21 protein-coding genes are annotated in these 16596 nt (G+C 61.7%); 19 read left to right on the top strand and 2 right to left on the bottom strand.

The features are described 5' to 3' along the window. Positions 1–13 precede the first annotated feature (13 nt). Both LCH64_RS11780 and LCH64_RS11775 read right to left on the bottom strand, forming a co-directional pair. Entirely contained in the window at positions 14–883 is an 870-nt protein-coding gene (locus tag LCH64_RS11780; protein ID WP_226500483.1) for a phage portal protein, read from the bottom strand. Beyond that, the gene (locus LCH64_RS11775; RefSeq protein ID WP_226500352.1) at positions 795–2837 is read right to left on the bottom strand and encodes a terminase family protein; all 2043 of its coding nucleotides are present in this window, start codon (positions 2835–2837) and stop codon (positions 795–797) included. The genes LCH64_RS11780 and LCH64_RS11775 overlap by 89 nt, the downstream gene beginning before the upstream one ends. Positions 2838–2999: 162 nt before the next feature. Here LCH64_RS11775 and LCH64_RS11770 point away from each other — a divergent pair, with 162 nt between their 5' ends. From LCH64_RS11770 to LCH64_RS11675, 19 genes are all read left to right on the top strand, one after another. Next, positions 3000–3923 (top strand): GPO family capsid scaffolding protein, encoded by a 924-nt coding sequence (locus tag LCH64_RS11770; RefSeq protein ID WP_226500351.1) that lies wholly within the window; start codon positions 3000–3002, stop codon positions 3921–3923. A 2-nt stretch (positions 3924–3925) separates the two neighbouring features. Next, positions 3926–4945, top strand: coding sequence for a phage major capsid protein, P2 family (locus LCH64_RS11765; RefSeq protein WP_226500350.1), 1020 nt, complete (start codon positions 3926–3928; stop codon positions 4943–4945). Continuing rightward, entirely contained in the window at positions 4942–5664 is a 723-nt protein-coding gene (gene gpM, locus LCH64_RS11760) for a phage terminase small subunit (protein WP_226500349.1), read from the top strand. Before LCH64_RS11765 ends, gpM begins: the two co-directional genes overlap by 4 nt. Positions 5665–5762: 98 nt before the next feature. Further along, a complete protein-coding gene (locus tag LCH64_RS11755) occupies positions 5763–6224 on the top strand; it encodes a head completion/stabilization protein (protein WP_226500348.1) in 462 nt (153 codons plus the stop codon). After that, positions 6221–6673 carry a phage tail protein gene (locus LCH64_RS11750; RefSeq protein WP_226500347.1) on the top strand — a complete coding sequence of 151 codons (453 nt, stop codon included), beginning with the start codon at positions 6221–6223 and terminating at the stop codon, positions 6671–6673. The genes LCH64_RS11755 and LCH64_RS11750 overlap by 4 nt, the downstream gene beginning before the upstream one ends. Continuing rightward, entirely contained in the window at positions 6660–7343 is a 684-nt protein-coding gene (locus LCH64_RS11745; RefSeq protein WP_226500346.1) for a virion morphogenesis protein, read from the top strand. Before LCH64_RS11750 ends, LCH64_RS11745 begins: the two co-directional genes overlap by 14 nt. Positions 7344–7354: 11 nt before the next feature. Next, a complete protein-coding gene (locus LCH64_RS11740) occupies positions 7355–8470 on the top strand; it encodes a DUF2586 domain-containing protein (protein ID WP_226500345.1) in 1116 nt (371 codons plus the stop codon). A gap of 6 nt (positions 8471–8476) precedes the next feature. Continuing rightward, on the top strand, positions 8477–8929 hold the full coding sequence (locus tag LCH64_RS11735; RefSeq protein WP_226500344.1) for a phage protein: 453 nt from the start codon (positions 8477–8479) through the stop codon (positions 8927–8929). Further along, on the top strand, positions 8929–9141 hold the full coding sequence (locus LCH64_RS11730) for a TraR/DksA C4-type zinc finger protein (RefSeq protein WP_226500343.1): 213 nt from the start codon (positions 8929–8931) through the stop codon (positions 9139–9141). Before LCH64_RS11735 ends, LCH64_RS11730 begins: the two co-directional genes overlap by 1 nt. Beyond that, the gene (locus tag LCH64_RS11725) at positions 9138–9434 is read left to right on the top strand and encodes a hypothetical protein (protein WP_025111125.1); all 297 of its coding nucleotides are present in this window, start codon (positions 9138–9140) and stop codon (positions 9432–9434) included. Before LCH64_RS11730 ends, LCH64_RS11725 begins: the two co-directional genes overlap by 4 nt. After that, positions 9431–9964 (top strand): lysozyme, encoded by a 534-nt coding sequence (locus LCH64_RS11720; RefSeq protein WP_226500342.1) that lies wholly within the window; start codon positions 9431–9433, stop codon positions 9962–9964. Before LCH64_RS11725 ends, LCH64_RS11720 begins: the two co-directional genes overlap by 4 nt. Then, entirely contained in the window at positions 9964–10479 is a 516-nt protein-coding gene (locus tag LCH64_RS28235) for a lysis protein (protein WP_260525052.1), read from the top strand. The genes LCH64_RS11720 and LCH64_RS28235 overlap by 1 nt, the downstream gene beginning before the upstream one ends. Beyond that, the gene (locus tag LCH64_RS11705; RefSeq protein ID WP_207848773.1) at positions 10476–10766 is read left to right on the top strand and encodes a putative phage tail assembly chaperone; all 291 of its coding nucleotides are present in this window, start codon (positions 10476–10478) and stop codon (positions 10764–10766) included. The genes LCH64_RS28235 and LCH64_RS11705 overlap by 4 nt, the downstream gene beginning before the upstream one ends. Positions 10767–10789: 23 nt before the next feature. Continuing rightward, a complete protein-coding gene (locus tag LCH64_RS11700) occupies positions 10790–10930 on the top strand; it encodes a hypothetical protein (protein ID WP_226500341.1) in 141 nt (46 codons plus the stop codon). Between the two features lie 5 nt (positions 10931–10935). Continuing rightward, positions 10936–12921, top strand: coding sequence for a phage tail tape measure protein (locus LCH64_RS11695; protein ID WP_226500340.1), 1986 nt, complete (start codon positions 10936–10938; stop codon positions 12919–12921). After that, positions 12918–13235 carry a DUF2590 family protein gene (locus LCH64_RS11690; protein ID WP_226500339.1) on the top strand — a complete coding sequence of 106 codons (318 nt, stop codon included), beginning with the start codon at positions 12918–12920 and terminating at the stop codon, positions 13233–13235. Before LCH64_RS11695 ends, LCH64_RS11690 begins: the two co-directional genes overlap by 4 nt. Next, positions 13232–14404: a baseplate J/gp47 family protein gene (locus tag LCH64_RS11685; protein WP_226500338.1), complete on the top strand. Its 1173-nt coding sequence runs from the start codon at positions 13232–13234 to the stop codon at positions 14402–14404. Before LCH64_RS11690 ends, LCH64_RS11685 begins: the two co-directional genes overlap by 4 nt. Beyond that, the gene (locus LCH64_RS11680) at positions 14401–14925 is read left to right on the top strand and encodes a phage tail protein (protein WP_226500337.1); all 525 of its coding nucleotides are present in this window, start codon (positions 14401–14403) and stop codon (positions 14923–14925) included. Before LCH64_RS11685 ends, LCH64_RS11680 begins: the two co-directional genes overlap by 4 nt. A 9-nt stretch (positions 14926–14934) precedes the next feature. After that, the gene (locus LCH64_RS11675; RefSeq protein WP_226500336.1) at positions 14935–16593 is read left to right on the top strand and encodes a phage tail protein; all 1659 of its coding nucleotides are present in this window, start codon (positions 14935–14937) and stop codon (positions 16591–16593) included. The last annotated feature ends 3 nt before the right edge of the window (positions 16594–16596 follow it).

Here is a 16596-nt window from a genome sequence, read left to right as displayed (position 1 = left end):
TATGGTTACTATTTCATGCAGTGACATCCACTGCTTCTGGAGCAGGTTTCCAGCCAAACCGCCTGTCATCGCGTAGCCGGTCGTTCAACTGATTGAACAACTGACAGATCGGTCGAATCTCGTTGCTGGTGTACACGCGGTCGATCTTTTCGATGTCGCCGAAACCACCGGTATTTTCCGGGATGATGCCGGCCAGTGCGGGGTTCATCCGCCAGGCCGCTATGACATCGTTTCGTGTGATGTTCTTCACTTTCTCCAGCTCGTCTTTCGCCTGGAAGTCACCCACCGGAATGATCTGAATTGCGTTCTCTTTGCCGTTGGGGATGTTGACGAACATCGATCGGAAGTTGCCCACGCCCTTGCTCGCGCTGATCTGGGCGCGCAGCTCGTCTTCGTCCTCTTCGGTCAGGTCGGGATCGTTTGTGTAGAAGATGTAGCCAGCGTGTGCGCCGTTGCTGTAATAGCGCCGGCGGAAGAGGGTGGCGGCCTCATTCAGCAGCAACGCCTGCAGGCCGCCCAGGTAGTCCGGAATCCCGTAAATGTTCTGTTCCACGTCATAGTCCAGGACGTGGGAGATTTCGTGCGCCTCGAACTCCATTTCCTTGTTGTCGGGCAGCAGCATCACGAAGCCTCCGTCGACCTTCACGCGCATGTTGATCGCCGGCAGGTGCTGCAGCTCCAGCACCTGGCCGAACGCGTTGGTGTCGTTGTAGAAGTACGCTTCGCCGAACACCATGTAGTCCAGCCCGGCACGGCCCATCGTCTCCGTACTGCAGCCGGCCGAGGCGATGAACTCACGCAGCAACAGGTTGCGCTTGAACTTCGGAATGGCGCCGTGGTGCGCGTTGGCGCGCAACAGCTTGGCCAGGCCTGCCCGTGACACCGGCGGTTTGTAGATCTTGCCGTCGTCGCTGGGAAACACACCCACGTACTCGCCGATGTTGCCGGACAGCACCTGCTCCGGCTCCCCGAACGTAAACGTGCGCATTGGCTGTTGCTGTGGTTGGGCTACGTGGTGCTTTCTGCGTTTGCGGTTGGCCATGGCTGCTATGGGTACTCGTGACGTAGCGGCTACGGCGCCGCTTGTTGGTGTTCAAAGGTTCGTTGGACAGGGCGTGCATCACCGCCCAGGCAATGTCGGCATGACCGGTGGCTTCGGTACGGGATGCGCTGTAGGTGATCTGGCCGCTGTTGGTGGCGCCGCGCTTGATGGTCAGGAATGCCTGGGCGATATCCGTCCAGCCGGCGTCCCACTCGATGCGACTGCCTTGGATCGTGTCCTGGGCTTTCAGTACTAAGGCGTTTTTTGCTTCCAGGCTGTAGTGAATCGGGGTCGCCTTGGCGTAAAAGTCGCGCACCAGGTCGAACACGCCGTAGCCCACGCCGGTGACATCGATGCCGATGTGCTGCACGTTGAAGCGCTCGGTCAGCTTCTTGACCTGCGCGGCTTGGTAGGTGAACGAATGGCCTCGCCAGCTGTGCTTTTCCAGAATCCGGAACTTCGCCCCAGGTTCGAGCGGCGGCGCGATGACCACACAGGTGGCGTCGTCGCGGGTGCGGCTCGGGTCGTATCCCAGCCAGACCGGACTGTTGCCGAACGGACGATCCAGCTCCTGGTTGTAATCCTCCCACAACGACAGATCCGAATAGCAGCGCTCCAGATCCTTGAGACTGAACGCGCTTTGAGTGCTGTCGATGAACTTGCAGTAGAACAGCTGCTGGAATTTGTCCTCGTCGTACTCCAGTTGCAGCTGTTCCAGGTCGAACAGATCGCAGCCGCCGGCGATCGCATCGTCCAGGGTGATCGTCTTGCGCCACTGGCCGTCCGGGCACAGCGCGCCCTGTGTGTAGGCCGCTTCGCTCGGCCATACGCCGCCGGCCTTCTTGCCGCGCTTGCTGTTGCGGAACTCTTCACCCGACCAGAACGGGTACGCCTGGTGCGACACCGCGCTGGGCGTTGAGAAATAGGTTTTGCGCCATTTTTTGTGGGTGCCCATGGCGCTCGCCACGGTGCTGAGTTTTTCGAAGTCGCGGATCCAGAAGTATTCGTCGACGTAGACGTGGCCGTGGTAGCCCTGGGCGGTGCTGCTGTTGGTGCTGAGAAAGCGCAGTTCGGCGCCGTTGCTCAGGGTGATCGGGTTGCCGGTCAGCTCAATGCCGAACCACTGCTGGGCGAACTGGATGATGTAGCTGCGGAAGATCTCCGACTGCGATCGGCTGGCTGACAAAAACACCTGGTTGTCACCGCTCAACACGGCGTCCATGAACGCTTCGCCGGCAAAGTAGTAGGTCAGGCCGACCTGACGGCTCTTGAGGATGTTCCGGACGCGGCGAGTCAGCGGGTTCTGTTTAGCCTCGAACAGCTCTTTCTGGTAGCCGTACATTTTCGAGATGAACTTATCCAGGAAGTCCACTTCGGTCAGGCCGCTGATGTCGTTCTTAACTTTCTTTTCGCGCTTCTTGCTGCCGCCCTCGCCACGCTCACGACGTTGACCTGGCTGGCGTTCGCGAGGCTCTTCCGGATTATCTGACGGCGCTGCCGGCGCAGGTTTGGCCGCGAGCTTTTTCAGTCGCTCAAGCAGACTCGTCAGCCGCTCCAGTTCGTCCAGTTCGGCTTTCGTCAGGGGATCGATCTTCTCCAGAATCAGGGTGATTCGTCGGTTGACGGCGCTCAACGGTTCTTCGTCCGTCAGCATCTCGTCCCAGCTGCCTTGGCGGATCCAGTAGTAGACGATGCGGATGTTAGGCAGCTTCAAATGCGCCTGGATTTCCTTCACCGAACAGCGGCGGAGGTAGAGGCGTTTTGCGGCTTCTTTGACTTCGGTCGGGTAGTTCATGGGCCGCAGTCTATGCGGCGAAAACGCCGGAAACGCGGGCTGAAATGCGGCGTTGTACGTAGAGTTTTCTTCTACGAATCGTGCCGAAGCAAAGCGTTTGTTTGGGGAATTTCGGCTCCCTATCGTGGCGGCTCATTCAACGATTGAGCGCAGTCACCGACCATGCCCCGTTCCCTTGTCTCCTACTGGAAACGTGTTGCCACCAGCGGCCCGACCGTCGATGGCCGCGAGATCCTTCCCCAGGAACTGCGCGACATCGCCGAGACCTACACGCCAACGCTGTACACCGCCGTTATCTGGTGTGAACACGAACGTTGGTTCGGTTCATTCGGCACCGTGTTCGCTGTGCGCCTCGTCGAGGACGCGGAAGACCTGGAGCCTGGCCAAGTTGCCCTTGAGGCCCAGTTGAAGCCCAACGACAAGTTGCTGCGCCTCAACGACGCCGGCGAAAAACTCTTCACCAGCATCGAGATCAGGCCGAATTTCCGGGGCCGTGGCAAGGCCTATATGACCGGCATCGCGGTCACTGACGAACCCGCCAGCGTGGGTACTCAGGAACTCTACTTTTCCAGCCGTACCAGCCGCGATTCGTATTACGCCGCCTCCCACGAACTTGGCTCTTTGAGCGAAACCGAGCCGCAGGGCGAGATCGGGCGCCTTGCCGCCATGTTCACCCGCTTGTTAAAGCGCTTTGGCATCGAAGACACGCCCGCCGAAACCACTCCGCAAACCCCAACCGAGAGCAAAACCCCAATGGATGAAGCTACCGCAACGGCCTTGAAAGCCCTGCTGGCCCAGCTGCTGGTCGTCGCTGCCGGCATTCAGGCCGTGATCGAGCCTGCCGCCGAAGATGCGCCGGAACCCGATCAGGCCCCGATCGATGACGTCAGCGCTGCTGTCGACGAGATCGTCACCACCGCCGAGGAAGAGCGCGAATTCAAGCGCAACGGCGGCGGTAACAAGGCAGTGCTGGCGGCGCTTGGCAACCTGCAAAAGCAGTTCTCCGCACTGCAGAACACCAGCACTGGACGTCAGTTGCCGCGCACCACTGGCGCCACTGACAAAACCAAAGCGCGGGTACTCTGACCATGGCCCGTTCCCTGAGCGCCTACGGCGCCAAGATGTACGCCGAAATGCAGCTGGCGATCGCCGAGACCTACGGTGTCGAGCTGGCCAGCAAGATGTTTTCAGTTGAACCGTCGATCGCCCAGGAGCTGAACGACGCCATCACCGCTAAATCGGACTTCCTTCAGCGCATCAACGTCATTCCGGTGACCGAGATCAAGGGCGAGAAGGTGTTTATTGGCGTGTCCGGCCCGGTGACTGGCCGCACCAATACCAAGACCACCGATCGCGTGGCGAAAGACGCTTCGGCGCTAGATAACAGCACCTACGAGCTGTCGTCGACCGAGTCGGACGTGGGCCTGCCTTACGCGAAGATCGATGCTTGGGCTAAGTTCCCGGACTTCCATCAACGCTACTCGGCTGCCGTGCAGAAACAGATCGCCCTGGACCGCATCATGGTCGGTTTCCACGGTGAAAAAGCGGCGGCGCAGACCGACATCGAAGCCTATCCGATGCTGCAGGACGTGAACAAAGGCTGGCTGCAGCAATTGCGCGAGCAGGCACCGCAGCAGGTACTCAAGGAAGGCAAGACACCTGGCAAGGTCACCATGGGGCCGGGAGGCGATTACGAGAACCTCGACGCCCTGGTGCATGACACCAAGCAAATGGTGGACGAGCGTCTGCGCGATGGCGGCGACCTGGTGGCGATCATCGGCACCGACCTGCTGGCGGCTGACAAGGCGAAGCTGTACGCCAAACAGGGCGACACCCCGACCGAAAAAGAGCGCATCGAGGACGCCCAGGTGATCGCCACCTACGGTGGTCTGCCGAGCTTTAGCGTGCCGTTCTTCCCGGTCAACGGCGTGCTGGTCACCAGTTGGGACAACCTGTCGATTTACTTCCAGGACTCCAGCTGGCGCAAGCAAACCGTGGACAACCCGAAACGTTCCCGCGTCGAGGATTACAACAGCCGCAACGAGGGCTACGTGATCGAGCAGTTGGAAAAAATCGCGCTGACCGAAAACGTGGAGCTGGTGAAGTGAGCCTGGCCCTTGCCCACAAGCGCCGCATTTTGGCGCAGGGAACCGCTGCAGTGATCGCTGCTGCAGCGGCACCGCTGGCGTATTCGCCTGCGGAAGCCCTGAGCAGTCCGGCCAACGCGAAAAAGCACCTGCTTCTGATGGAAGCCTCGCTGGATGAAGACCTGAAGCGCTTGAGCGATTTGAAGAACTTGGCGAGCAAACAAACGCTTAAGCGAGCTGAGTTGCTGCCCAAGTACCAGGACTTCATCCAGCGCTACATGGATTCGGGCCTGGTGATGCCGAACCGCGTATTGGTGCAGGTAATGATCTGGCTGTTCGACACCGAGCAATTCGAAGACGGCCTGGTGCTGGCGGAATTTGCGATCGAGCAGGGTCAGGAAATGCCGGAGCGCTTCAAGCGGCGCGATGTGCAGACCTTTGTCGCGGATGCAGTGATTGATTGGGCCTACGCCGAATACAACGCCCAGCGCAGCCCGGAGCCTTACCTGTCCAACCTACTGCCGCGTGTCGACGGTGAGTGGGATCTGATCGAGCAGATCCCGAGCAAGTATCACAAGTTGATTGGCATGCGCGCAATGGAGGCCGAGCAGTGGGAAACCGCGCTTGAGCACCTGGAGCGTTCCACCGAGCTGTACGCGAAAGCTGGCAACGAGACGCGGATCAAGAAGTGTCGCATCGCCTTGGCCAAACAAGCACCCGCCGTCACCGGCGCTCAATAACCGACTACCCCCCCAGCGGGGAACTGTGGACGTGTGTCTGCCATTTATGGCCAGCCTCACGAAAAACAGTCTCCCCGCCCTAATTCGAGCGGTCAGCAATGAGCTTTTCCGGGAAACCCACCACCATCGTGGAACAGGCGATCGAGAACGACGGCTTCTGGCCGAATCTCTCCGTGGCCGAGTTTCAGAAGGGCTATCGCCTGCCGGCGGAGTTCCTGGGCGACCTGCTGACCGACGCTTTGTTCATCGCGATGGCCGAGGTCAATACCGACTTGGCCAAGCTCAAAACCAGCTGGCTTGCAGCAGGCATCGTCGCCGTGGAAACAGCCGATCCGATGCTGCTGCCTGAGCGTGCATTCAAAGCCAAGCTGTACGCGCGCGCCGTGTATTGCCGCGCCAAGGCCAGCGCCCTGCAGCAGTTCGCGACCGTGACCCGCCGCGAGAGCGCCGAGAACACCGGCAAGGAAGCGCCGGAGCGTGAAGACACGTTTCTGGCCTTCAGTCAGCAGGCTGTGCGCGCCCTGCAGGGCCGTGGGCGCATCACGGCGAAGTTGCTATGACCAAGCTGCAGGCGTTGACCGCCTACCTACTGGAACGCCGCCTGGTCGAGCCTGAACAGCTCGACAGCTGGACGGAGCAGGTCAAGCTGTCGCTGATCTGGAAACCCGACGTCGACGGCATGCACTTTGCCGACATGCACTATCGCGCCGTGATTGTCCTGGAACGTTTCGCCGCCAATCCGGCCCGCATGATGGCCCTGGTGGGCAGTTGGCTGGAGACTCACGACGCCGATCGCGACCGCCACGAACTGCCGGCGCCGGAATTCGCCGTGGAGCCCCTGGACAGCGATCTGTTCGACGTGGAAGTCACGCTGGAATTCGTCGAGCCGCAGTATCTATCCGAAGAACCGGACGGCGAGATCCAGGCCTTCGGCAAGACCTGGGCGTTCATCCCGTTTGACCTGTGGGTCGCTGAGCGCGGCGAGGTGGCCACCAATGGCGGGGCGTAGCACGTTCGAACTCGACGTGCGCGGACGCTTGGGCGTGCGCGAGCAACTGGCGTTGCTGAGCCTGCCGCCGCAGTTGCGCCGGCGTTTGCTGAACCAGGTGACCAAGCGTGTGCGGACGATGAGCCGCAAGCGTCAGCGTGCCCAGCAGAACCTGGACGGTTCGGCGTTCGCCCCGCGTCAGGGCGACGGCAAAGGCAAAAAGAAGATGGAAGCCGGCCTGGCCAAGCTGATGGTGGTCACCAGGCTGACGGCTGATGAAGCGGAACTGGGCTGGAAAAACGCTCTGACCCGATGGGTCGCCGCCCAGCAGCACTACGGCGTCAGCGAGCGTCGCACCGCCGCGCAGATGCGCCGCTGGAACAAAACCCCGCCCGGCCTGGCCGCAACCGAGAAACAAGCCAAGCGCTTGCGTCGGTTGGGTTTTCGCGTGCGTCAGGCCGGCAAAAAGACCCTGACCAGGCCGTCGGTGGCGTGGATTCAAGAGCATGTGAACTATGCCAAGGCCGGCCTGCTGATTCGCATCCTGGACGACCAGCGCAGCGAGTCGTCGGGCGCGCAGAGCTGGGAAATCACGCTCCCGAAACGCCAGTTCATCGGCGCCGAAACCGAACGCGACACCGACCTGCTGATTAGCCAGGTGTTGCAACAAATCCTAACTTCACCCCGCTAACGAGGCACTGCATGGCACTCGGTCAAGTCACCGTCGACAATCTCAACCTGGGCCAGGGGCCTGTGAGCGAGATTGAGCGTTACTTTCTTTTCATCGGCCCAGCCGGCAAGAACGTCGGGCAGATCCTGCCGCTGAACATGGACAGCGACCTGGACGTCCAACTGGGCGTCCCGGCAAGCGACCTGAAAACCCAAATCACCGCCGCCCAGCTCAATGGTGGCCAACGCTGGGCGTGCGTGGCGGCTCCGATCGGCGCCGAGGGCGATTGGGCCAGCGCATTGGAAAAGGCCCAGCAACAGGGCTACTCCGTCGAAGCCGTGGTGATTACCAACCCGGTCACCACTGCCGCTGAATTGTCGGCCATGCATGACGCGGCGATCGCCCTGAACAACACCTACGGGCGCCGCGTGTTCGTTATGGCGTCCGTGCCTGGCATCACCGCCGAACAGACCTGGGCGCAGTACGTCAGCGAGCGCAAAGGGCTGCTGGCCAATCTGGCGGCGCCGCGTGTGCTGGTCGTGCCGCAACTGCATGGCAATGACCTGGGCGTGCTGGCCGGTCGCTTGGCGAACGCCTCCGTGAGCATTGCCGACAGCCCCATGCGTGTGGCCACCGGTGCCGTGCTGGGCCTCGGTCCTGTCCCGATCGATGGCGACAAAGTCCCGCTGACCTCGGCTGTGCGCAGTGAACTGGATCGAGCGCGCTACTCGGTTTCGCAGACTTATCCCGATTACCCGGGCGTGTACTGGGGCGACGGCAACATGCTGGACACCGCCGGCAGTGACTTTCAGGTCGTGGAATACCTGCGCATCACCGACAAGGCCGCTCGCCAGATCCGCCCGCTGCTGATTCGCCGCGTGGCCGATCGCCGCCTGAACAACACCCCCAACAGCATGGCCGTCAACACCAACCAGTTGATGGCGCCGCTGCGTGCCATGGCCAAGTCCACCACGTTCGCGGGTCAGGTGTTCCCCGGTGACATCGAGCCGCCGAAGGATGGCGACCTGGTGCTGACCTGGGAGACGAAAACCAGAGTCGCGGCCTACATCAAGCTCAAGCCCCACAACTGCCCGAAAGACCTGACCGCGAACATCGCGTTGGATCTTTCCACCGACAAACAGGAGTAACGCCCCATGGCGAAGATTGGCGGCAAGAACTTTGACGTGAGCCTGGGCGATATCGCGCTGCACGTTGAAAGCTGCACTTTGGATATCACCGACAACTCGGCAGTGGCCCAAACCCGGGGCGTGCCAGATGGCACCGTGGACGGTGACGTGGCCGCTGCCGGCGAATTCGAGCTGGACACCACCAACTTCAATCTGCTGATCGACGCGGCGCGCTCGGCGGGCAGCTTCCGAGGCCTCAAACCGTTCGATGCGGTGTTCTTCGCCAAGGCCGGCGAAGACGAGGAACTGCGGGTGGAAGCCTTCGGCTGCAAGGTGAAGCTGTCCAGCCTGCTGGCGATCGATCCGAAGGGCGGCGAGAAGTCCAAACACAAGGTGCCGTTCGACGTGACCAACCCGGATTTCATCCACATCAACGGCGTGCCGTACCTGGCTGCGACCGAGATCGAGGGGCTGCGCTGATGGTGGACTGGTTCGACCGTGCCCAGGAGCTGGAGCAGCGCCAACGTGACCAGGCGATCAAGGCCCAGCTGAGCAAGCCTGCGCCGGTCGGGCCAAGCCTGACCCATTGCCAGGACTGCGACAAACCAATCCCGCCGGCGCGCCAGGCGCACGGCGGCATAACCAGGTGCGTCCCGTGCCAGACGGACGTCGAGAAGGGTAAACGCCGATGACCACTGAAACTTCGCGTCTGGGAACGCTGGAGCGCCAACTCGCCGTGATCGAGCACCGCATGAACGAGTTTGAGGGTCGTCACGACACCGTGCCGACTCGCGTGACCAAGCTTGAGCAGCAGTTCGAAAACATGACTGGCCAGCTCAAAGAACTGAACAAGGGGCAGCAGGCGTTGACCCTGGCGGTCAACGTGATCGGCTCGAAGGTCGGGCGCTTGCTGACCATCCTGACGCTGGTTGGCGCCGTGCTGCAGATGGTCGTGCCGGCACTGCTGCGCGTGTGGTTCCCATGAGCCTACGCGGACGTATCACCGCCGGTTTGATCGCGCTGGCCAGCGCCCCGTTGGTGATCTTCCTGGGCACCTGGGAAGGCAACGGCCAGAACACCGTTTACGCGGACAAACTCGCCGGCGGACTGCCCACGGTTTGCAAAGGCATCACCCGGTTTACCAGCCCGTACCCGGTTGTCGTCGGAGACTACTGGTCGCCCGCCAAGTGCGCCGAGGTGGAGCAGCTGGTGATCCGCAACACGCAGCTGCAGCTGGCCGAGTGCATCACCAACCCGAACGCGGGCCAGAACACGTTCGACGCACTGACCAGTCACGGCCACAACTTCGGCGTGACCAGCACCTGCTCAAGTCGAGCGGTCGCGCTTATCAACGCCGGTCGCATCGCCGAGGGCTGCAAAGCCCTGGCATGGGCGCCGGACGGCAAGACCCCGGTATGGGCCTTTGTGACCGACGCCAAGGGCCAGAAGCGCTTTGTGCCGGGTCTGCACAACCGCCGGCTGGCCGAATCCCGGCTGTGTGCTGAGGGCTTGTGATGCTGCGCGAAGCCCCGTTCCTGGTTGTTCTGTGCCTGGTTGCCTGGATCGGTTTTGACGTACTTGAAGGCCAGCGCGACGAAGCCAGGCGCGAGCGCGACAGCGCGCTATCGGAGGCCAGCGGCCTGCGCGAAGCGGCGCGCATCAGCGGCGAGATGCTTGCCGAGCGGGACGCGATCGACCAACGAAACACCAAGGAATTGATCGATGCACGCATTGAAAACGAACGCCTGCGCCGCGCTGTTGGCGATGGCACTGGCCGGCTGTACGTCAGCGCCACCTGTCCCGCCTCCGGATCTTTGTCCGCCACCGCCGGCACCGGCCGCGTGGCTGATGCAGGCCGCGCCGAACTCGCAGCAGACGCTCGACCGGATTATTTCACCCTCCGAGATCAACTCGCCCAAAGCCGGCAAATGATAGTCGGACTGCAGCAATACGTCCGTGGCGTGTGCCAGCGATCGCCAGCGCACCAGGACACCACTTTCCCCAACCTCAACAAGAGCGATACCCCATGAGCCAGCAAAACACCGAAATCACCCTGGAAGTCGGCGAAGCGGAATTCACCTTCAACCTGACCCCGGCTGACGTCACCAAGTATTTCAACGCCCTGACCCAAACCAACAAGGTCGCCCCGGGTAACAACCTGCTGATGACCACCGTGCTACAGGAACAGAAAGCCGTCCTGAAACCGCTGCTGGCCAACCCGGTGATGGTGATGCAGATCGCCGGCGCGCTGCTGGAGGAGTACGCGCCGAACGTTGAGGTGATCGTAAAAAAGCGATCGAGCACGCTGAGCGCCTGAGCGAAAACGGCCTGGGCCAGTTGATGGCCCTGACGAACCGCTGGCTACCTGGTGCCGAACCCACGCACGAGGCGATGGGGACGGCCAAGTGGCTGGAGGACGAATACTGGAGACGCATGGAGTTCGCCGTGGCTAACGGCATCGCCCTTGCGCTGAACGGGTAACGACATTGGCAGACCGTAGCGCCAGCCTGGCTTTCATTCTCAGCTTGCAGGACAAGGTCACCGCGCCCCTGGGCAAGGTGAAAATGGGCTTTTCCGAGCTTGCCGACCAGAGCGAAAAGCACATCAAGACGATCGGCCTGGGCTTGGGTGGGCTGACGGCGGGCGTGGTCGCCATTCGCGAATCCATGGAACCAGCGCTGGAAGTCAATCGCGCCCTGGGCGACGTCCGATCGCTGGGCGTGGCTGAAGACGCGCTGTCGGCGCTCAACGCCAAGTCGCTGGAATTCGCCGTGAACTACGGGGAGAACGCCAAGGACTTCGTGGCGTCCGCGTACCTGATCGAGGGCGCTATCAAGGGGCTTGCCGGCAACCAGCTGGCTACGTTTACCAACACCAGCAACCTGTTGGCCAAGGCCACCAAATCCGACGCCGAAACGATGGGCGAGTACGTCGGCACGCTCTACAACCTGCAGAAGTCCCAAGCCGATGCGATGGGGAAGGGCGCGTGGGTGGAAAAGCTCGGCGGCCAAACGGCGCTGGCGGTGCAACTGTTCCGCACCAGCGGCGCGGCCATGAAAGACGCCTTCAAGGAAGCCGGGGCGATCGCCACGACTTCCGGCGTCGACCTGGCTGAACAGATGGCGGTGATCGGCACGCTGAGCAGCACCATGGAGGGCGGCGACGCCGGCGGACGCTATAAGGCGTTCTTCGAAAACATCAGCGCTGCCTCCGAAAAGCTCGGTATGAAGTTCACCGACCAGCAGGGCAAGTTGCTGCCGATGATGACCATCCTGGACAAGCTCCAGGGCAAGTTCGGCGACCTCACCAGCGCGTCGGCGGGTGCCAAGCTGATGGAGGCCTTCGGCGGCGAAGGCGCCCAGGTGATCGGCGCGCTGGCCAAGGATACCGATCGGCTGCGCAACGGCATCGAGCAGCTGGGCAAGGTGCGCGGGTTGGAGAACGCCGAGCAGATGGCCCGGGCGATGGTTGACCCGTGGCAACAGTGGGCGTCCCTGGTCGAAGTCATGCGAGTGGTGTTCGGTCAGGTGTTGATCCCGGTGCTGTCGCCGTTCATGGCCAAGATGGTGGACATCGGCAAAACGCTGGTGCGCTGGTCGCAGCTGTTCCCGAACATCACCCGGGTGATCGGCATCACCGCGCTGACGATCATGGGCATCGTCGCCGCGATGTCGGCGCTGACCATGGTGGTGGGCATTGCCCGCATGACCTGGCTGGGGATGCTGACCGTGTGGAAAGTCTTCCAATTGATGGGGCTGCGCACCGTCGCGGTGTTCATCCTGCAGAAGCTGGCCATCCTCGCTTACGTCGCCGTGATCTACACGCTGAGCGCCGGCCTGGCGCTGATTCGCGGCGCCATGATGCTGTGGCAGGGCGCGATCTGGCTGGTCAACGCGGCTCTGTTAGCCAACCCGGTGGTGTGGATCGTGGTCGGGATCGTCGCCCTGGTGGCGGTCATTGTGGCGGCGGTCTACTTCTGGAAGGAGTGGACGAGCGCCCTGATGAACACGGCCGCGTTCCAGTTCGTCGCCGACAAGCTGCAGAAACTGTCCGACTGGTTTAACTCCATGGACGGCTGGTCGGGCATGGCCAAGGCCGCGTGGGACAGCATCGTCGGCATTTTCACGAAGGCCGTTAACGGCGTGATCGAGCTGCTGAACAGCATCCCGGGCGTGAACATCGAAGCGCGTTTTGGCGGTATGCCCGAAGTGCCAGGCGTCGACGCGGCCACCACTGCCTCCGACACGGCCAACGCCGCGCAGAAAGCCCAGCAGACCATCAACGCGGCAATCCCCAGCCTTTCGCCAGCGCGGCCTTCTGCAGTGCCGCCGGGCGGCCTGCTGACCAGCATTCAGAACAACAACAGCAGCCAGAACAAGGGCACGCATGTGGAAAACGTGAACATCCACACCGGCAAGCAGATGACGCCGCTGGAGATGGAAAACATGGTCGCGATGGCGGTGGGCGGATGAGCGAATACGTGGATTTGCTGATCGCCGACAACGACCTGGCGCTCGATCCTTCGAACCAGCCCAGGCTGATTGATGACCGCGTCTGCATCGCCCAGGACATCGCCCACATGATCCGCGACAGCGGCCTGCTGGTGACGCTGGTGGCCGAGCGTGACCGCCTGCGCCAACGCGATTGCATCCAGCAGATGGAACTGCTGGTGGAAGACGACGTGCGTCTGGTGCCGGGTACGGCGCGCATCACCGAGCAGGCGCCAGGCGTGTACCTGGTCACCGCGAAAACCATCAAATTCGGATCGATCGAGGTAAGTCTGTGAGCATCGATTTCAAAAAGGTGATTGCCGATACCGGCATTCCGACCACCGAGGCTGGGCTGAAGGCCGCGTGGGAAAAAGAGGTGGAAGCCCAGGGCGCGAAAGTCGCCAACACCAGTAGTTATTCGCCGTTCTGGCGGGTGATGACCGCGCTAGTCACCAAGCCGGTGTTGTGGTTGTTGGACTTCCTGTGCTTGACCGTGCTGCCCAATTTCTTCGTGAAAACGGCGGTCGATGCCTGGCTGGACACGCTCGCCTGGGCGGTCAACGTCGAGCGCAAAGGCGCGACCAAGGCGAAGGGCAAATTGCTGTTTACCCGGGCCATTCCGGACGGTGTGCTGGAGCTGGAAAAGGGCATCGTGGTGCAGTCTGCCGCGATCAACGGGAACGTCTACAAACTTGTCACGACGGCGCCGGCGACGTTCCAGCAGGGCCAGCTGCAGCTGGACGTTCCTGTCGAGGCGATCGAAGCCGGCAGTGGTTTTAACCTGGCGCCGGGTTATTACGCGATCCTGCCGGCGCCGATCCCTGGCATCGTGCAGGTGGTCAACAAAGACGGGTGGTTGGACTCACCAGGCGCAGACCCGGAACCCAACGAGCAGCTGCGCCTGCGCGTGCGCAACCAGTTTTCGGCGGTCAACCAGTGGCACACCGACGCGGTGTATCGCGCCATGATTTCCGCCTTTCCCGGCGTGCGCCCTGACGGCGTGTACTTCGAACACGGCGCCCCGCGTGGCCCCGGCAGCGCTAACGCCTACATCCTTTTTGATGCAGTTGTGCCGGCGGCGACGTACCTGGAGCAAATCAACGCGCATATCCGTGACCAGGGAAACCACGGCCACGGCGACGACTTGCTGGCCATGGTCATGCCTGAAACGCTGGTCAATATCCTGGTAAACGTCTGGCCTTTCGCCAACCAGACGCCGGCGCAGATCGCCGACCTCAAGCACGAAATTGAACTGTTTGTGCGCGCCGCGTTTCGCGAAAGCACGCCTCGCGACTACCAGCCGACGCTGACTTACCCGCAATCGAGATTTAGCACCAGTCGCCTGACCGAAGAACTGCACCGCCAGTTTCCTGGCATCGAGGCGGTGAAATTTACGCCCGTGGTCGACATCGTCAGCGGCTTGTCGATTCCCCGCCTAGAAAATCTGACGGTGAACATCAAGTGATAAAGCTCAAATTGCCGTTCTGGCTCGCCGGCACCGAGCTGTCGAAATTGACCGCTGCCGCACAGTCCTGGTGGGAAACCGTCACTGGCTGGTTGCGCTGGCCGTACTCGCAGATCGATCCCGACACCTGCCACCTCAGCATCCTTGAACTGTGGGCCTGGCAGCGCGACGTGACGCGCTTCACCGGCGAGCCGGAATCGCTGTTTCGCTTGCGGGTGAAATTCGCCTTTATCAACTCGGTCGACGCCGGCAGCACCGCCGGCATGAAACGCATTTTCGAGCGCCTGGGCGTCGGCTACGTCGAGATCGAGGAACGCCAGCCCGACCGCGATTGGGACGTGGTGCTGCTGAAATTCAGCAACGCTCAGCTGTCGCTCAATCCCGAACTGCTGCGCGTGCTGATCCAGCAATACGGTCGGACGTGCCGGCGCTACGACTTCGTAACCATCACCCCCGTGGGCCTTCAAGTGGGCCTTGTCGATTTCAACGACGACCAGCAAACGCTGGTCGCCAGCCTGTAGGAGCGCACTGTGAGCGCCAGTATTACGTTGGCCGGTGAAGGCCAGATCGCCCTGAAACAAAGCCAGAAAAAGCCCCTGGTCATCACGAAATTCATTTTTGCCAACGTGCCCGGGCTGATCACCGAAGCCCCGGTGGATCGTGCCGCCGGCAAGCCCCCCGCAGGGCAGATCGTGCAGACCTATGACATTCCCAAGGAAAACGCCGGATTCGTGAATCCCAACCAGGTCGTGTACAGCGCCCAACTGGGTTCCGACATTGGCGACTGGGACTTCAACTGGGTCGGCCTGGAAGATGAAGACGGCCTGTTGTTCGCCGTGTCCTATGTGCCGCTGCAGCAGAAGCGCAAGAACATCCCGCCGCTGCAGATCGGCAACAACGTCACCCGCAACTTTCTGGTGGCCTTCGATGGTGCCCAGGCACTGACCGGCGTAACGATCGATGCCAGCACCTGGCAGCACGATTTTACGGTGCGTCTGGCCGGCATCGATGAGCGCGAGCGCCTGAGCAATCGGGAGATTTACGGGCGCGCCTGTTTCTTCGGGAACTCACTGGCATTCGGGAAGAGTGAAAGCGGGTTGCAGTTGGGCGCCGGCACGGCCTATATCGAAGGCATCCGGGTGTTCATGTCAAAGCCTTGGGCCTTCACCGGTATTATCCCCGCTGGAAAAATCACCCTCGACGTTTGCCTGGAACGCCAGTTAAACGATCGAGTGGCAACGTGGAAAGTCGTCTACGGCGAAAAGGCCGACTACACCGACTCGGCGGGCGTGCGCCACTACTGCGTGCCGATCGCCCATTACACGTCCCCCACGGCTTTTTGGGACGAACGACAGCCCGAGCCGATCGGTGGGCCGCTCGTCCAGCACTTCGCAGCGCGTGATGGTGACTACGCCAACCTGCGCGCCCGGGCCACGACAAAAGAAGACGTGAAGCTGGGCAACTTGCCGAACGCCAAGAGCGACGATCCGGACACCAACAGTAGCGAAATCCTCGCCACCACTGCCGCACTGAACAAGCTGAAAACACAGGTCGGCGATTCGATGGCCGGCATGGTCGCTCCGTTTGCCATGGACGTCCCGCCACCGGGCTGGCTCAGGTGCAACGGTGCCGTAGTGTCTCGCACGACCTACGCCGCATTGTTTGCGCGCATCGGCATTGTGTTTGATGAGGGTGATGGTTCCACGACCTTCGGCGTGCCGGATCTGCGAGGTCTGTTCCTTCGTGGCAAAGACGACGGTCGTGGTCTTGATCCTTCGCGGGTGCTTGGCTCCTTTCAAGACATGCTGATGCAGTCCCACACTCACACGGCTACTGCCGCTGCCGTAGGTGACCACGCCCATACCGCTTGGACGGATGCTCAAGGTAACCACGCCCACCGTGCCTGGACTGATGCGCAGGGTAATCACTCCCACAGTGCGCCAGGTGCGCCCGGTATCGGTCAAGGTGCGGGTGGGCCGAACACCATTAAGCAGGCTGCGGGTGCTCAAGAAACGTCCTGGGCAGGGCATCACCAGCACACCGTCGGAATGGATGCCGCCGGCAACCACGCGCACAACGTTGGGATCGGCGCCGGCGGCGCGCACACCCACGGCGTGACCGTCGCCGCCGCTGGCGGATCCGAAACCCGGCCTAGAAACATGGCCCTTCTTTTCTGCATCAAGTATTGAGAT

Origin of the sequence: Pseudomonas sp. MWU16-30322 (assembly GCF_020515535.1) — a bacterium.
Taxonomy (GTDB): Bacteria; Pseudomonadota; Gammaproteobacteria; order Pseudomonadales; family Pseudomonadaceae; genus Aquipseudomonas; species Aquipseudomonas fluorescens_H.
This window is presented reverse-complemented; position numbering and strand designations above follow the sequence as displayed.

Bases quoted from the DNA above. Each gene is read 5' to 3' on its own strand.
- LCH64_RS11775 (WP_226500352.1), bottom strand. From the start codon at position 2,837: ATGAACTACCCGACCGAAGTCAAAGAAGCCGCAAAACGCCTCTACCTC.
- LCH64_RS11770 (WP_226500351.1), top strand. From the start codon at position 3,000: ATGCCCCGTTCCCTTGTCTCCTACTGGAAACGTGTTGCCACCAGCGGC.
- LCH64_RS11765 (WP_226500350.1), top strand. From the start codon at position 3,926: ATGGCCCGTTCCCTGAGCGCCTACGGCGCCAAGATGTACGCCGAAATG.
- LCH64_RS11755 (WP_226500348.1), top strand. From the start codon at position 5,763: ATGAGCTTTTCCGGGAAACCCACCACCATCGTGGAACAGGCGATCGAG.
- LCH64_RS11750 (WP_226500347.1), top strand. From the start codon at position 6,221: ATGACCAAGCTGCAGGCGTTGACCGCCTACCTACTGGAACGCCGCCTG.
- LCH64_RS11745 (WP_226500346.1), top strand. From the start codon at position 6,660: ATGGCGGGGCGTAGCACGTTCGAACTCGACGTGCGCGGACGCTTGGGC.
- LCH64_RS11740 (WP_226500345.1), top strand. From the start codon at position 7,355: ATGGCACTCGGTCAAGTCACCGTCGACAATCTCAACCTGGGCCAGGGG.
- LCH64_RS11735 (WP_226500344.1), top strand. From the start codon at position 8,477: ATGGCGAAGATTGGCGGCAAGAACTTTGACGTGAGCCTGGGCGATATC.
- LCH64_RS11730 (WP_226500343.1), top strand. From the start codon at position 8,929: ATGGTGGACTGGTTCGACCGTGCCCAGGAGCTGGAGCAGCGCCAACGT.
- LCH64_RS11725 (WP_025111125.1), top strand. From the start codon at position 9,138: ATGACCACTGAAACTTCGCGTCTGGGAACGCTGGAGCGCCAACTCGCC.
- LCH64_RS11720 (WP_226500342.1), top strand. From the start codon at position 9,431: ATGAGCCTACGCGGACGTATCACCGCCGGTTTGATCGCGCTGGCCAGC.
- LCH64_RS28235 (WP_260525052.1), top strand. From the start codon at position 9,964: ATGCTGCGCGAAGCCCCGTTCCTGGTTGTTCTGTGCCTGGTTGCCTGG.
- LCH64_RS11705 (WP_207848773.1), top strand. From the start codon at position 10,476: ATGAGCCAGCAAAACACCGAAATCACCCTGGAAGTCGGCGAAGCGGAA.
- LCH64_RS11700 (WP_226500341.1), top strand. From the start codon at position 10,790: ATGGCCCTGACGAACCGCTGGCTACCTGGTGCCGAACCCACGCACGAG.
- LCH64_RS11690 (WP_226500339.1), top strand. From the start codon at position 12,918: ATGAGCGAATACGTGGATTTGCTGATCGCCGACAACGACCTGGCGCTC.